11 protein-coding genes are annotated in these 15,466 nt (G+C 60.5%); 9 read left to right on the top strand and 2 right to left on the bottom strand.

Annotated elements, in window-relative coordinates; genetic code table 11:
- The first annotated feature begins 28 nt into the window (after positions 1-28).
- From AC2FMN_RS07880 to AC2FMN_RS07860, 5 genes are read left to right on the top strand one after another with little or no spacing between them, the layout of a single operon-like run.
- Positions 29-1,480, top strand: coding sequence for an aldehyde dehydrogenase family protein (locus AC2FMN_RS07880; RefSeq protein WP_496687287.1), 1,452 nt, complete (start codon positions 29-31; stop codon positions 1,478-1,480).
- Positions 1,480-2,460 carry a membrane dipeptidase gene (locus tag AC2FMN_RS07875; protein WP_496687286.1) on the top strand — a complete coding sequence of 327 codons (981 nt, stop codon included), beginning with the start codon at positions 1,480-1,482 and terminating at the stop codon, positions 2,458-2,460. Before AC2FMN_RS07880 ends, AC2FMN_RS07875 begins: the two co-directional genes overlap by 1 nt.
- Positions 2,461-2,504: 44 nt before the next feature.
- A complete protein-coding gene (locus tag AC2FMN_RS07870; protein WP_496687412.1) occupies positions 2,505-4,142 on the top strand; it encodes a hypothetical protein in 1,638 nt (545 codons plus the stop codon).
- Entirely contained in the window at positions 4,139-4,771 is a 633-nt protein-coding gene (locus AC2FMN_RS07865) for a DUF3726 domain-containing protein (RefSeq protein WP_496687284.1), read from the top strand. The genes AC2FMN_RS07870 and AC2FMN_RS07865 overlap by 4 nt, the downstream gene beginning before the upstream one ends.
- Before the next feature lie 15 nt (positions 4,772-4,786).
- Positions 4,787-5,797, top strand: coding sequence for an Ldh family oxidoreductase (locus tag AC2FMN_RS07860; RefSeq protein WP_496687282.1), 1,011 nt, complete (start codon positions 4,787-4,789; stop codon positions 5,795-5,797).
- Between the two features lie 44 nt (positions 5,798-5,841).
- Here the strand turns inward: AC2FMN_RS07860 and AC2FMN_RS07855 are convergent, their stop codons facing one another.
- Positions 5,842-6,045: an ATP-binding cassette domain-containing protein gene (locus tag AC2FMN_RS07855; protein ID WP_496687410.1), complete on the bottom strand. Its 204-nt coding sequence runs from the start codon at positions 6,043-6,045 to the stop codon at positions 5,842-5,844.
- 1,142 nt (positions 6,046-7,187) lie between these two features.
- On the opposite strand from AC2FMN_RS07855, the gene AC2FMN_RS07850 reads away from it, so the two are divergent.
- The 4 genes from AC2FMN_RS07850 to AC2FMN_RS07835 all read left to right on the top strand — a co-directional run bounded on the left by AC2FMN_RS07850 (position 7,188) and on the right by AC2FMN_RS07835 (position 14,032).
- Entirely contained in the window at positions 7,188-9,620 is a 2,433-nt protein-coding gene (locus tag AC2FMN_RS07850; protein WP_496687280.1) for an efflux RND transporter periplasmic adaptor subunit, read from the top strand.
- Positions 9,617-12,796 (top strand): efflux RND transporter permease subunit, encoded by a 3,180-nt coding sequence (locus AC2FMN_RS07845; protein ID WP_496687279.1) that lies wholly within the window; start codon positions 9,617-9,619, stop codon positions 12,794-12,796. The genes AC2FMN_RS07850 and AC2FMN_RS07845 overlap by 4 nt, the downstream gene beginning before the upstream one ends.
- 33 nt (positions 12,797-12,829) lie before the next feature.
- Entirely contained in the window at positions 12,830-13,078 is a 249-nt protein-coding gene (locus AC2FMN_RS07840) for a copper-binding protein (protein WP_496687278.1), read from the top strand.
- Positions 13,079-13,492: 414 nt separating this feature from the next.
- Positions 13,493-14,032, top strand: a complete 540-nt coding sequence (locus tag AC2FMN_RS07835; RefSeq protein WP_496687276.1) for a cysteine hydrolase family protein — start codon at positions 13,493-13,495, stop codon at positions 14,030-14,032.
- Positions 14,033-14,244: 212 nt separating this feature from the next.
- Here the strand turns inward: AC2FMN_RS07835 and AC2FMN_RS07830 are convergent, their stop codons facing one another.
- Positions 14,245-15,387, bottom strand: coding sequence for an NADH:flavin oxidoreductase/NADH oxidase (locus AC2FMN_RS07830; protein ID WP_496687274.1), 1,143 nt, complete (start codon positions 15,385-15,387; stop codon positions 14,245-14,247).
- Between the last annotated feature and the right edge of the window lie 79 nt (positions 15,388-15,466).

Below are 15,466 nucleotides of genomic sequence, written 5' to 3'. Positions count from 1 at the left end.
TTTGCCCATCAATCATCTGGGCCGGGGCATGTCATACGCAAAGAAAAATTTCATTGCAGGGAAGTGGGTTGCGGGTGAGAGCGAAGTCGAAAACCGCAACCCATCCGATCTAAGCGATCTGGTCGGCTTATTCGCGCAAGCGAGTCCCGATCAGATAGACGCTGCTCTCGATCAGGCCCGGAACGCACAAAGGGAGTGGGCCGCTGTCGGGATTGAGCGCAGACAAGCTGTTCTGATGGACATTGGCAACGAACTCATGGCCCGGTCTGATGAACTCGGCACGCTTCTAAGTCGTGAAGAAGGCAAGCCACTGGCGGAGGGCAAAGGCGAGGTGTACCGCGCCGGTCAGTTCTTCACTTACTATGCCGCCGAGTGCCTGCGCCAGATCGGCGAGAACGCAGATAGCGTTCGAGCGGGAGTTGAAATCGACGTGCGTCGAGAACCGGTCGGCGTTGTCGCCGTTATCTCACCCTGGAACTTCCCGACCGCGACCGCTTCCTGGAAGATCGCGCCGGCGCTTTGCTTTGGAAACGCGGTTATCTGGAAACCCGCCAATGCCACGCCGGCTTCAGCGGTCGCTCTAAGCGAAATCATCGCAAAACAGGACATACCTAAAGGTCTTTTTTCACTGTTGATGGGATCGGGACGTGCAGTAGGGCAACGACTCGTCGAAAGCCCGATTGTGAATGCGATTTCGTTTACCGGGTCCGTTCCGGTCGGCAGGGGGATTGCCGCAGCGGCTATTCAAAACCTCACCAAGGTCCAGATGGAGATGGGCTCGAAAAACGCTCTCGCCGTCATGGACGACGGAGACCTTGATCTCGCTGTATCGGTCGCGTTGGGCGGCGCGTTCGGCGGGACGGGTCAGAAGTGCACGGCATCCTCCCGGCTGATTGTGCATTCTTCTGTTCACGACGCTTTCGTCGAAAAGCTCGTGGCCGGTGCAAAGGCCATGAAGGTTGGCCACGCACTCGAGGACGGCACCCGGATGGGCCCAGTCGTTAGCGCCCAGCAACTAGGGGAGAACCTTGCTTATGTCGAGCTCGGGAAATCCGAGGGGGCTGAACTCGCCTGCGGAGGAGAACGGCTCGATATGCCCCACGACGGTTACTATATGTCACCTGGTGTTTTTCTGAATACAAACAATACTATGCGCATCAATCGGGAAGAGATGTTTGCGCCGCTGACCGCGGTGATCCGGGTCGACAGCTATGAAGAGGCATTGGCGACAGTTAACGACACGAATTTCGGGCTGACATCCGGGATTGTCACCCGCGATCTCGCCCGTGCTACCCATTTCCGGCGAAATGCCCGGACCGGCGTCGTTACGGTCAATCTTCCGACGGCGGGAACTGACTATCATGTGCCATTCGGGGGACGCGGCGACAGTTCCTATGGTCCAAGGGAACAGGGACGGGCTGCGGCAGAGTTCTACACGACGGTCAAAACCGCGTACATCAGCGCAGGTAGTCCGAGTTGATGCGGATCGACGGTCTTCAATACGCCAACTGGTCCGAGAAGATCTTCCGGCAGATGCGGGAAGGCGGCGTCGATGCGGTGCACGTCACCATCGCCTATCACGAGACCTTCCGCGAAACCGTTCTGAACTTCGAGACCTGGAACCGTTGGTTCGAAACCCATCCCGACCTGATCATGAAGGGGCGGTGGGCCGGCGACATAGACACCGCGCGCGAGACCGGGCGGACGGCGATCTTCTTCGGGTTTCAAAACCCCAGCCCGATCGAGGACGACATCGGGCTGGTCGAGATCGTTCACACGCTGGGCGCGCGCTTCATGCAGCTGACCTACAACAACCAGTCCTTGCTGGCGACCGGATGCTACGAGGCCGAGGATACCGGCATCACCCGCATGGGACGGCAGGTGATCCGCGAGATGAACCGCGTCGGCCTGGTCGTAGACATGAGCCATTCGGCCGACCGATCCACGATCGAGGCCGCCGAGATATCGGACCGCCCGATCGCCATCACCCACGCCAACCCCCATGCGTGGTCGCCCGCACTCAGAAACAAAAAAGACGATGTCATCAGTGCGGTGACGCAGAACGGGGGCATGCTGGGCTTTTCGCTCTATCCCCATCACCTGCGCGACAAATCCGGCTGCACGCTGCGAAGTTTCTGCGAGATGATCGCGCGCACGGCTGACAGGTTCGGCACCGATCACCTCGGAATCGGTTCCGACCTTTGCCAGGATCAGCCCGACAGCGTGGTCGAGTGGATGCGGACGGGGCGCTGGACGAAGCAGATCGACTACGGCGAAGGGTCCGCGTCCAATCCGGGTTTCCCGGAGATGCCCGACTGGTTTCGGGACAACCGCGATTTCGGGACTATCGAGGCCGGGCTGCGCGAGGTCGGCATGAGCGACGCCGAGGTCGCAGGGATCATGGGGTGGAACTGGTACCGCTTCTTCGCCGAGAGTTTCGGCCCCGGCCCGGCGTCGTGACCCGTACGGCGCCCCATATCGCGCGGCGGGACCCGGCCCGGGTCATGACGCTCAGGCGGCTGGGGTCTCTTCATCAGTGCCGTCTGAGCTTCATGCGCATCCTCACCCGCCGGCTGGCCGGCGAGGGCTGGACGTTCACCCGCCCCGTTTTCGATATCGACCCAAAAGGCGTCGGGCGGGCGGTGTATACCGCGACGGGCCCGACGCGCAGCTATTCGCTGGTGTCCTTCGCCCATGACCTTCCGGACGAGTTGCGGTCCGACCGGGTCATCGCCGAGGCCTGGGACGCCACCTTCGCCTTGTTCGACGGCGTTCCCACACCGCAGGATATCGACCGGCTCGCGCGGAATGTTCCCCTGCAGGAGGCCGGCCGCGTGTCCGAGAGGGAGCTGTCGCTGTCGCGCGCCAACCGCTCCGTCCGGCTCTGGCGGCATGTCGTCGACGCCCTCGCGGCCGGACGGCAGCCCGACGCGGGGATGATCGACGATGTCGGCTACCTGATGCGGACGACAGCCGTGTACGGATCCGGCAAATTCGGCGCGGCCGACCGCGAGGCGATCGCCGACCGCCCCGAGATGCAGGTGCCGTTCCAGGCCGAGATGTTGTCGGTCTATCTGACCAGAATCTTCGTGCGGGACCTCGTCCAGCATATGGCACGGGCAAAAGGCGGGGGCCGGGCAGCCGATCTTGATCCAGCAATCGCCCGGCGGCTCGGAATCGGGAATTCAACTGGACTGGGAATGGCGCCCTTCATCGTCAATCACCCAATCCTGTTCAACAACTGGATCATGGCCCGCGAAGAGGCGATCTCTCGCGTAAGGTCAATTGACACAGCTACATCCGAAGAAATTGCCGTCTTTCTGGACAGACTAGCGCGAACAGAGATCTCTGTAGCGCAGTGGAGGTCTGAGCATCCGTTTCAGATTGCGAAACTCTCTGATCTGCGGAGCGACCTCGACCGCCTGCGCGATTTCGTGGACGGCAGCAACCTCGACGGTCCCGAGCCGTGGAACCGTCTAGTCGTTTGGTCCGAAAGCGCGTTGAGCGAGGAGGGGCAGGAGCTTGTCGCCTCTCTCATTCTAGAACCGTACGGCCAGTTGGTTGATGGCCTGGCGCATTGCATGGCGGACAGCAACGCGGCCGCGTTCCGCATCGATGGCGCAATGCCGATTGGCGAGGTCAGGCGGCTTTTGGAGACTTCATTCGGCTGGGCGCTGAAACTGGATTGGCAGAACTCGCAGAATTGCGCCCGAGCCTGGTATGTGTCCGAGGAAAAACTGGAACCGCGCCTGGGCGAGCGCTTTGAAGAACCAGTATCGGATTACGAACAGCCCCTGGCCCCGGCCCGAGATGCCACCATGGCCTTCGCCGCGCTGCAAGACTGGGGTGATGATGCGCCGATTGCCGAGTTCCTGCTGAACCACCCCGAGCATCGCCACACCGTCCGCCGCGCCCAGATCAGCCGCATCGCGCCCTATGGCGAGATCCACGACAACACGATCGCAGCAGATGTCATGCCGATCGACATGCTGCGGGCGAAGCTTTCGTTTTTCGGAGCAACGCATTTCGACCCGCGTTCGGACCGCTGGGTGCGCATTTGCATGTACGCGGGCGCGCCGTATCCCGAGGAGCTGACGCCGACCAATGCTGATGACTGGGTCTTTCCGGAGTTCTTGGTATGAACCTGTCATTGAATGAGATCGAGGCTACCGCAAAGAGGGCGGCACGCGGCGCGGGCTATCCCTGGGGGCTGGCGGAGGAAGCCGGGAAGGCAACTCGCTGGCTTTGCTCGCGCGATCTTGACGGTTGCAGAGCACTCACTGAACTACTTGAGCGGATCGACGGGCAAAACATCGCTGGGTGGTTGCCTCAAACCGGCAGCGAGCCCTGGACCGCGAGGGGCGGCATTTTGTGCCCTCTGGCGACAGGTGCGGCAATTTCAGATCGCGCCCACGAACTTGGCGGCAAAGACATCCGGCTTGGGGCTGTGGCTGTACCGGTGTTTTTGGCACCCTTTGCCGCTCTTCTGGCCCGTGAGTTCGAAAAGCCCGTAGAGGTTGTCCTTGGCGATTTGGTCTTGTGTACAGACGGCGAGCTTTTGTCGTCGAGCGGTGCGCCTCCGAGTTCGTCTGTTGGGGCCAGTATCTGTATCGGAGGAACGATTGATCAGCCATACAGCTACCGTCTGCGCGCAGATCCCGACGCGAATGATTGGGCGGCACTGTTGGCCTTTGCCCATCGTACTTATGCGCCGGCCACCGAGGAGTCGCGCCTCAAGGGCGCGGGTGCCGGACTGTCCGACAATGATTAAGCCGAGGTTTCACTAATGCCGACAACTACACTCAGCCTCGCTGATATCGAGAACCTCAGCTTTCGTGCGCTTGTTGCGGCTGGTACATCGGAGGCTAATGCACGGCCACTTGCCGTTGCCACAAGCGCGACCGAGGCCGACGGGATCGCGAGTCACGGCCTGGCCTACATCCCGATTTACTGCGAGCACGTAGGTTGCGGTAAAGTCGACGGTCAGGCGCAGCCAAAGCTCGAGGTATCCAGTCCATCAGTGGTCCGCGTCGATGCAATGACTGGGTTCGCCCATTCTGCGATCGATCTTGGCTTCGAGCGCCTGGTGCCACTGGCGCGCGAACAAGGTATCGCGGCGCTGGCCATTCGAAACAGTTACAATTGTGGCGTTCTGGGCTATCACACGGCGCAATTGGCGCGATCCGGGCTAGTCGGACTCGGATTCACCAATGCGCCAGCATCGATAGCTCCATCCGGCGGGTCCAAACCCGTGGTCGGCACGAATCCCCTTTCGATCGCCGTTCCGGGCCTCGACCGCGAACCGGCAATCCTGATCGATCAGAGTGCCAGCACAATCGCCAAGAGCGAAGTTATGAAGCACGCCCGCGAAGGTAAGCCGATCCCGGTAGGTTGGGCGCTGGACCCCGATGGCAACCCGACCACTGATCCAGAGGTCGGGCTGAAGGGATCGATGGCCCCATCAGGAGGTTACAAAGGGGTCGGCGCGGCTCTACTCGTCGAGACGATGGCGGTTTTGATGACAGGCGCTACGCTCGGGATAGACGCCTCGCCGTTTTCCGGAACCGTCGGCGGTCCGCCAAAGACTGGTCAATTCTTCATTGCTATTGATCCCGAGAAAACGGCCGGCGACAGATATGCAGCGCTTCTTTCTCGCTTAACCGACGCATTTGAGGCGCAGGACGGTGCACGACTGCCTGGTGAAGGACGCCGGAAGCATCGAGTGAAGGCGCGTTTGCAAGGGGTCGAAGTGGATAACGCGACCATCGAAAGGATCAGAAATATTATCGGCGACTAGACGGAAAATTGGTCGCTTATGCACTAATAGTCAAACTGGACCACTCAGGTGGGGCTGATCAACGCTACAATGTTCAGCAAGGTCGATTTTCCGCTGCCTGAAGCGCCAAGTAGCACAACGATTTCTCGTTCCGGAATGTCTAGAGTTACTACACGCAATGCGTGCACGGCCGCAGGCCCTTCGCCGTAGACTCGCTTTAGGTTTCTTATTGTATATGCATTCTTTTCCACGTCTTTAATGTAGCGCATTGCAGGTTTACGGTACATTTGAAAGCGTTTCCGCTTGACACGGAAGGGAGTGCCTTTTCGAGTTTCCAAAAAATGGAGACTCTGCAGTGTAATGGATACCATTTTTGGTATTCCACGACACCATAGCGGTTCGTGGCTGCATAACTATGGCCAGCAGCGCCAATGTGCTGACTTTCAGAAAAAATGTAGCGGGGCGCAGGAAATTAAACCCCAACAGCCCTCGGCGGATAGTGTTTGGCGTTACTCAGGATGCCATCTACACGCGCCGGTAGCCTTGAATTAAGTCAATCATAACTTCTTCCGTTGAAGGCTACGCCTAAGCCGTTGATTGCTGAATGCAAGCGACCGGCAGTTTTGTCCGCAACTCGGACCTCAGGGCAAAAAACACGCTGCAGTCGGTTCGAACGGCAGCTTTTCTTTCTGCAGCGCAGCTGGCGACTCAGCCGGAGTGGTTTCTGCGTCTGCCAGCGTGCGAGCAGAGGCACTTCCGGATACCGCTCTTAGGAGACATCTGACGGTTTCGGTCAGGTTCGGACCGAGGCCCACTTGGCCGAATGACTGCGTGGCGGACTTATCAGTCATGAAACAGCGCCTCTTCAGACGCGTTCACGCAAAATCTAGTTGTCTCGATACGTAGCCGAAACTATTTCAGCGTCATGGCAACGGTCGCGTACAGATTTGCAGCGAAGCGTCTAACGGCGCTGATCATGTGCATGTAGCTCATGATCACAGGACTGGCTGCGGCCGTTGCGATGGACCATGCGGGGCATGACATTCATGGAAACGTCGCCTGGATATCGTCCGACACCGGATCGATAGACCACGCATCGCACCATATGACATCCGGGAACCCCAACGCAGAATGCTGTGAACCCGAGAGCGAGGCCGCGTCAAACTGCCATGTATCGGCTTGCTGCCTTTCTGAATTTCAACATTCCGACATTCTACTGGCCACTGCTCACAGCCGAAGCGCCTGCGCTCAGCGGATGACAAATCTGGTCGGACCTTCGATCGACACCCCTCTCCCTGAACGCCCTCCCCGACTTTCCTGACAGGTTCTTGCGGACCCGAGCCTTTTAGCGGTTCGGGTTCATCTTGATTTCTTGGCCGATCCACAGCGGATCGGCTGGCAGGAGGTTGCAATGCGTGGACGCTACACGGCTCTCGCGATCCTTGCTTTGGCGGGCGGCACCGCAGGCGGTATCACACTTGAGAGGCTCTACCTTAGTCCGGAGAATACCGGGGGATCGGACGGTCCGGAGATCCTCTATTGGGTCGCTCCGATGGACCCGAATTTCCGGCAACCCGGCCCGGGCAAGTCGCCCATGGGAATGGATCTGATCCCGGTTTATGCCGGGCAGGAACCTTCCGACGACCCTTCGGAGGTCTCGCTCAGCGCGGCCGAGATCAACGCCATCGGGGTACGGACCGCGCTAGCTCGGATGACGGATGTGGCGCCAAGGATCGAAACCGTCGGATTTGTCAGCTACGACGAGCATCTGACCAGCCATGTCCACACGCGCGTCGATGGATGGATCGAGGTTCTGAACGTCAGGGCGGTTGGCGACGTCGTACGAAAAGGCGACGTGCTGTTCGAGCTCTTTTCTCCGGAATTCGGCGTCGCGAGCTTCGATTTCCTGCGCTCGCTTGAGCGAGGCACCGGCCTGTCCCTTGAGGCTGCGCGTAACAAATTGCGCAGCCATGGGGCTACCGACAGACAGATTGCAGAGATCGAGGCATCCGGCGAAATTGCGCGCCGCATCACCGTAGAAGCTCCAAGAGATGGCATCGTAGTGGCCCTTGAGGCTGCGGATGGCATGTTCCTGCAACCCGGCACCCAGGCGGTCTCGATCACCGATCTGAGCCAGGTCTGGCTGATCGTGGATGTGTTCGAGCGTGACATCTCGCGCCTGTCCGAAGACATGACTGCTGTCGCCCGCTTCGAGCATCTTCCCGGCAGGATCTTCGAGGGCCGGATCGACTACATCTATCCCGAGCTCGACCCGCGAACGCGCACTCTTCCCGTCCGCCTGCGGTTCGACAATGCGGAAGGCCTGCTTCGGCCCGGCATGTTCGGCAACGTGAGCCTCCTTCCCAATACAAGCCGTCAGGCACTTACAGTTCCGTCCGAGGCTGTGATCCGCACCGGATCGGCGGAGCGGGTCATCCTGAAGACGGGCGAGGGAACATTCCGGCCGCGGCTCGTCACGACGGGCCTTCGCGACAGTTTCGGAGAAGGTGGCCGCACGGAAATCCTGCAAGGCTTGTATCCGGGTGAGGAGGTCGTCGCCTCGGCGCAATTTTTGATCGACAGCGAAAGCGCCCTGAGTGCGGGCTTCATGCGGATGGCGCCGACCGATGAAGAGCCGGCTCGTGGGACAGGCACGCTTGTCGCGCTGGACCGTGACCGGCGGGTCGCGACGCTTCGCCATGGTGCCCTGGAAAGCCTCGACTGGCCGGCAATGACGTCCGAGTTCCCGGTGCGCGCGGACGTGTCGCTGGACCGGCTGCGGGAGGGAGAGGAGGTGTCGTTCCGCGCCGCACGCGGCGCCGACGGTCTGCTTGGCCTGATCGAACTGGGTCCCGATGATGGTGTCGCTGCGACGGGAACAGGTATGGCGCTGGCCGTGACGCCCGAAGGCAAGCTAACGCTCGATCATGGCCCTATTCCAGACCTGGGCTGGCCTGCCATGCAGATGGATCTTGATCTGGCCGGCATCGATCCCGCGAGCGTGCCACTCGATACGCCAATCGAGTTCGATCTCGCCAAGGATGAGAACGGCATGTTCTCCATTATCGCGGTGCGCGCCGAGGGCGAAGATGCACCGGCGGTGGAGGAAGTTGACGAGACGCCGACCGCGGCGGCTCCTCCAATCGTCGTTTCAGGAACGATTGACGCCATCGACCCGGCAACGGGACAGGCAACGATCACCCACGGACCGATCACTGAAATCGGCATGCCAGGCATGACGATGGCATTCGCAGTGGCCCCGGAACTGGACCTCTCTGGAACCGAAACAGATCAGGAGATGACCCTCACCTTCGCAAGGCCGGATGGAATGACCATGGTGCTGGCGGACGCCGAGCCTGTCGTCCCGAGTGCGCCGCCAATCACCGTCACCGGTACCATCGACGCCGTCGATGCCGAGGCCGGGCGGGCGACCATAACCCACGGGCCGATCATGGAGATCGGGATGCCAGGGATGACAATGGAGTTTTCCGTCGATGCCGATCTCGACCCGACCTCTTTGCCGACCGGGATGGAAGTGTCGCTCACCTTTGCGCGCCCAGACGGCATGACGATGGTTTTGGCGGGGGCTGAGCCCGTGCAACCGCCGATGGAGGTCTCGGGCACCATCAACGCAGTCGACCCCGACGCTCGGATGGCAAACATCACCCATGGACCCATGGCCGAGATCGGCATGCCGGGCATGACCATGGATTTCGCCATCGCTGATGACATTGATCCGACTGCCTTGCCCACAGGTGAAGAACTCATCCTGCTTTTGCATCGCAACCCCGACTTCTCGATGACCCTCGTGGGCACTGCCGCCGCTCGGAGTGTCTCTCAATGATTCCGGCTATCATCCGCGCCTCGATTGCGAACCGCTTCATCATCGTGGCGCTCGCGCTCATGATGGCGGCGGCCGGAGTCTGGGCCATCCGCGAGACACCGGTGGACGCGATCCCCGACCTGTCCGACGTGCAGGTGATCGTGCGCACGCCTTATCCGGGTCAGGCGCCGCAGGTGGTCGAGAACCAGATCACTTATCCACTGGCCACGGCGATGCTGGCTGTGCCAGGCGCGCAGGACGTGCGCGGCTTTTCGTTCTTTGGGGACAGCTTCGTCTATGTTGTCTTCGAGGACGGCACTGATCTTTACTGGGCGCGCTCGCGGGTTCTGGAATATCTCGGCCAAATTACCGGAAGTCTTCCCGAGGGCGTCTCCCCGCAGCTCGGCCCGGATGCGACGGGCGTAGGGTGGATATACCAATATGCCCTGATCGACCGCACCGGGAACCATGACCTGTCGCAGCTCCGGACGCTTCAGGACTGGTTCCTGAAATACGAGCTACAGGCAGTCGAAGGCGTCTCTGAAGTCGCCACCATCGGCGGGATGGTCAAGCAGTACCAGGTTGTCGTCGATCCAAACAAGCTCAGAGCCTATGACATCACGCTCGCGCAGCTGCGCGGAGCGATCCAGGCCGCAAACAGGGAGACCGGGGGCAGCGTGATCGAGATGGGCGAAGCGGAGTTCATGATCCGCTCGTCGGGCTACATTGACGAGCTTTCGGACCTCGCCAGCGCGCCCTTGATGGTCAATAAGCGAGGTGCCGCGCTGACGCTGGGTGACGTGGCCGATATCCGGCTCGGGCCGGAGATGCGACGCGGCGTCGGCGAGTTCAATGGCGAAGGCGACGCTGTGGGCGGCGTTGTGATCCTGCGCTGGGGCGGCAACGCACTGGCCACGATCAAGGCGGTGGAGGCTCGGATAGAAGAACTGCGCCCAAACCTGCCCGAGGGCGTCGAGATCGTCACGACTTACGACCGCTCCGGGGTGATCGAACGGGCCATCGAGAACCTGCAGAAGAAGCTGACCGAGGAATTCATCGTCGTTGTGCTGGTCTGCGCCGCCTTCCTTCTGCACCTGCGCTCGTCGCTGGTGATCCTACTGTCGCTTCCTCTGGGCATTTTCGCGGCCTTCATCCTGATGAAGGCCCAGGGCGTGAACGCCAACATCATGTCGCTGGGTGGCATCGCCATCGCCATCGGCGCAATGGTCGACGCCGCCATCGTGATGATCGAGGCGATGCACCGTCGGCTCGAAAAGGAGAAGCTGACGGCTGAGAACCGTTGGCGGATCGTGCAGGAATGCGCATCCGAAGTTGGACCTGCGCTTTTCTATTCGCTTGCCATCATTACTGTGAGCTTCCTTCCGGTCTTCGTTCTTGAAAATCAGGAAGGACGGCTGTTCAAGCCGCTGGCCTATACCAAGACCTATGCAATGGCGGCAGCGGCGATTTTGTCGATCACGCTGGTGCCGGTGCTGATGGGATACTTCATTCGCGGTCGGATCCTGCCCGAACGCAAGAACCCCCTCAATCGCATCGTTGTCTGGACATATCGCCCGTTCCTGGACGCGGCCATCGCCTGGCCCTGGGCCACGACGCTGCTGGCCGCCGCGGTCGTCGCCTCGATGTGGTATCCGCTCCAGCGCCTCGGTTCGGAGTTCATGCCGGAACTGAACGAGGGTGACTTTCTCTACATGCCGTCGCTCTACCCCGGTGTCTCGATCGGCAAGGCGCGCGAGGTCCTGCAGCAAACTGATCGGCTGATCGCAACCATCCCCGAGGTGGAGACGGTGCACGGCAAACTCGGACGCGCGGACACGGCAACCGATCCGGCGCCGCTGACGATGATCGAAACCACGATCCAGCTGAAGCCCGAGGAGGAATGGCGCCCCGGAATGACGATGGAGAGGATCCGCGACGAACTTGACCGTGTGGTTCAGGTGCCGGGCGTCACGAATGTGTGGATCCAGCCGATCAAGAACCGGATCGACATGCTGGCGACGGGGATCAAGACGCCGGTCGGCGTGAAAATCTCAGGCGCCGATCTAGACGTCATCGAGCAAATCGGTGTCGCCGTTGAAGAAGCGGTAAAAGGGATAGATGGCACCGCCTCGGCCTATGCCGAACAACCCATCGGTGGGCGCTTCATCGAGATTGACGTGAGACGAGAGGCGGCCGCCCGTTACATGATGAGCGTCCGGGACGTGCAGGACGTTGTTCAGACGGCAATCGGTGGCATGCAGGTGTCGGAGTCCGTCGAAGGGCTAGAACGGTTCCCGATCAATCTGCGCTACCCACAGTCCTGGCGGGACAGCCCCGAGCGGCTCGAAACCTTGCCGGTGGTCACACCCTCGGGTGCCCATGTGCCGCTCGCGGCACTTGCCGACATCCGCATCGTGGACGGTCCGGGGATGATCCGGTCCGAGAACGCCCGGCGCACCGGCTTCGTCTTCATCGACATCGCAGGGCGCGATCTCGGCAGCTATGTCGCTGAGGCCCGTGCGCGAGTAGCCGAAGAGGTCACCTTGCCCCCGGGCTATTCGCTCACCTGGTCTGGCCAGTACGAATACATCGAACGGATGCAAGAGCGGCTCACTATCGTGGCCCCTGCGACGCTTCTGATCATCACGCTGATGCTCTTCATGGCCTTCAACCGGATCATCGAGGTGAGCATCATCCTCGCGGCCCTGCCGTTGGCGTTGGCCGGGGGCGTCTGGTTCCTGTGGTATCTCGCTTTCGACATCTCTGTGGCAGTGCTCGTCGGCTTCATTGCGCTCGCGGGGGTCGCGGTCGAGACCGCCATCGTGATGCTTCTCTACCTCAATCTTTCTTGGGAGAAGCGCCGCAAGCTCGCACAGGCGGAGAACCGAAAGCTGACTCGGGACGACATCGAGGAGGCCGTCTTCGAAGGTGCGGTTCTGCGGGTCCGGCCCAAGGTTATGACGGTGGCCACGATTTTCGCGGCGCTCATCCCGATCATGTACGGCACCGGCACCGGCTCCGAGATCATGCAGCGGATTGCGGCCCCGATGATCGGCGGCATGGTCACCGCAACCCTGCTGACCCTTTTCGTCATCCCTTCGATCTTCGTGATTTGGAAGATGCTGGCACTGCCCCGTGTCAACCGCGAGATCGGCCCCCTCGTTCTGCGGCCTGAACATTCAGCGCCTGCCGAATAATAGAAACTGCAACCTGAACTCCTGGAGTTTACAATGAAGAAACTGACTGCAACGCTCGGCCTCCTGGCCTTCACAACCCTGCCGGCCCTCGCTCAGATGAACCACGGCAATATGGACCATTCCAACATGCCAATGTCGTCCGAACAGATGGAAGGCGCCGTACACGCAAAGGCCGTCGTTAACTCGATCGGCGACGGCATGGCCAATGTCAGCCACGGCCCAATCCCGGAGATCGGCTGGCCAGCGATGACGATGGATTTGCCGCTTCTCGATAACGCCTAAATGATGGGTGAGATTGCCGCGGGCGACGAGGTTACGCTTATGCTCGTGAAGGGATCGGACGGCATGTACGCAATTGGCGCGATGATGCCGAACTGAACCTCGGAACACAGCGACCGGCCACTCCGCGCCGGTCGCCCACAATTCTATGACGGGGCTGGGATATGAACCGAAACCTTTACCGCTTACTGGGCGCGATCTCGATTTGCCTATCAGCAACTTCTCTTATGGCGCATTCCGAAAAGTAAGGCACAACCCCTATGGACGGTACACGGCTGACCGAAACGCCCGAGATGATCCACATGGTGTTCGACAACCAGAACACGATCGCACGGCAGCGTCAGGCTTGACCGCAGGCAACTTCGTTGCATCATGCCTTGCTTATTGCACGCAACCTGCCGAGGAAGAGGCCCAAGCATGAAGACTGCTCTAATACTTGTGGATATCCAGAATGATTATTTCGAAGGTGGAAAATGGCCCGTTGCCAATATGGCAGAGGCTGCTGTCAATGCAGCACGGCTCCTGAAGGCAGCCCGGACGAAAAAGGATATGATTGTCCATGTGCACCATGAAATGCCGCAAGGTGGGCCGTTCTTCGTCGCAGGTACGGATGGCGCAAGGATCAATGATACAGTCTCACCTCAAGGTGATGAAACGACAGTTCTGAAACACAGACCCAACAGCTTTCACGATACCGGGTTGGAAGCTCTGCTTCGCGATGCGGGGGTAACCAGCGTCACGATTTGCGGAGCGATGTCACAGATGTGTATCGACGCGACGGCACGCGCAGCACGCGACCTCGGGTTCGATGTGACCGTCATAGAAGATGCTTGCGGCGCGAAGGAAACCTCTTTTGGGAACGTTACAGTGCCGGCCGAATTTGTTCACGCCACTATTATGGGGGCGCTGAACGGCAGCTACGCGACTGTAACCAATACAGATTCCTACCTTGCCTGAGCCCCGAACGGGTGGCATGCGACATCCCACATAGCGAAGCGCTGACCTAGCACCATGCGTTATCACCCCGGGCAACACGGCTAGCGACTTCAGTATCTTGCTCCGTGCTTTTGCATAACCAAAACGGTTCATCGGCAAGGTAAGATATGCAGCCCCTCCGAAAGCTCCTTTTTGTGAACCAGAAGGCGCTCACCAACGAGAAGTTCACGACTTCAAGGCTTATAGAAATCCGATGTCCTTTGACGGCTGGCGAGCCACCAGCCCGATTGTACGGGCCATTCCGTAAAGTCCGTGTCGTGGCCCAGATCTCTGGCGGCATGCAGCGCCCATTGCGGATCGACCAGCGCCTCGCGCGCGATGGCGATAAGATCCGCGGCCCCGTCTGCAAGGATGTTTTCGGCCTGCAAAGGGTGCGTTATCAGGCCCACGGCCATCGTTGCCATGCCGACTTCGTTCCGGACGCGATCAGCATAGGGAACCTGGAAACCCGGTTGCCGCTTTTGCGAGCCGCTTGCCGTTGCGGCCCCGGCGATGCCGCTTGAGGAACAATCCATCACGTCGACGCCAATGTCCTTGAGCGCACGCGCCAGCACAACAGTGTCCTCGAGGCTCCACCCATCGGGCGACCCGTCGACCGCCGAGGTGCGAAAGAACAAGGGCAGGTCTTCCGGCCAGGCGCCGCGCACCGCTTCGGCGATTTCGAGGGCAAGCCGCATGCGCCCGGTCAAATCCCCGCCATAGGCGTCCTTGCGCCTGTTCGAGAGCGGCGACAGAAAGCTGTGCAGCAAGTAACCGTGGGCGCCGTGAATTTCGACTATCCTGTAGCCGGCCTCTCGCGCGCGGTGCGTCGCGGACACGTAATCGTCGATCAGGGCCTTGATCTCGGACACCGGCAGCTCATGCGGAACGGGCCAGCCATCGGCAACAGGTAGCGCGCTTGGCCCGACCGGCGTCCAGGGCATGTCGCCGCGGGCGATATCGGCGTCGTTCAGAGGGCCATTGCCGAACCACGGCCGCTGCATCCCTGCCTTGCGCCCCGCATGCCCAAGCTGGAGCGCCGGAATGGCACCGTTCCGCAGCGCGAATTGTGCAATCCTTGCGTGACCCGGAATCTGGCTGTCGGCCCAAAGCCCGGGGCACCCGTGCGTGATGCGCCCGGCCTTTTGCACGGCGGTCGCCTCGGTAAAGACGATGCCGGCGCCGCCAATCGCGAAGCGGCCGAGTTGCACAAGATGCCAGTCATCCATGTGCCCTTCATGCGCCGAGTACTGGCACATCGGCGAGATGACGACACGGTTGCGGGTTTCGACGCCCCGAATCCTGAGGGGCTGGAACAGTCTTGGGGTCTCGGTCATCGGCATGCTTCCTTGCAAGATCATTCCATCTTGCATGCATGTTCACGCAGTTCAATCAGACGGCAGCGCGTGGAACGGT

This window comes from Ruegeria sp. BHSC037 (genome assembly GCF_059613045.1).
Note: the sequence above shows the minus strand (reverse complement) of the source record. Positions and strands in the feature narration are given on the sequence as shown.

Excerpts from the sequence above, each read along its gene's own strand:
- AC2FMN_RS07880 (WP_496687287.1), top strand. The coding sequence starts at position 29 with ATGTCATACGCAAAGAAAAATTTCATTGCAGGGAAGTGGGTTGCGGGT.
- AC2FMN_RS07875 (WP_496687286.1), top strand. The coding sequence starts at position 1,480 with ATGCGGATCGACGGTCTTCAATACGCCAACTGGTCCGAGAAGATCTTC.
- AC2FMN_RS07870 (WP_496687412.1), top strand. The coding sequence starts at position 2,505 with ATGACGCTCAGGCGGCTGGGGTCTCTTCATCAGTGCCGTCTGAGCTTC.
- AC2FMN_RS07865 (WP_496687284.1), top strand. The coding sequence starts at position 4,139 with ATGAACCTGTCATTGAATGAGATCGAGGCTACCGCAAAGAGGGCGGCA.
- AC2FMN_RS07860 (WP_496687282.1), top strand. The coding sequence starts at position 4,787 with ATGCCGACAACTACACTCAGCCTCGCTGATATCGAGAACCTCAGCTTT.
- AC2FMN_RS07855 (WP_496687410.1), bottom strand. The coding sequence starts at position 6,045 with ATGCGCTACATTAAAGACGTGGAAAAGAATGCATATACAATAAGAAAC.
- AC2FMN_RS07850 (WP_496687280.1), top strand. The coding sequence starts at position 7,188 with ATGCGTGGACGCTACACGGCTCTCGCGATCCTTGCTTTGGCGGGCGGC.
- AC2FMN_RS07845 (WP_496687279.1), top strand. The coding sequence starts at position 9,617 with ATGATTCCGGCTATCATCCGCGCCTCGATTGCGAACCGCTTCATCATC.
- AC2FMN_RS07840 (WP_496687278.1), top strand. The coding sequence starts at position 12,830 with ATGAAGAAACTGACTGCAACGCTCGGCCTCCTGGCCTTCACAACCCTG.
- AC2FMN_RS07835 (WP_496687276.1), top strand. The coding sequence starts at position 13,493 with ATGAAGACTGCTCTAATACTTGTGGATATCCAGAATGATTATTTCGAA.
- AC2FMN_RS07830 (WP_496687274.1), bottom strand. The coding sequence starts at position 15,387 with ATGACCGAGACCCCAAGACTGTTCCAGCCCCTCAGGATTCGGGGCGTC.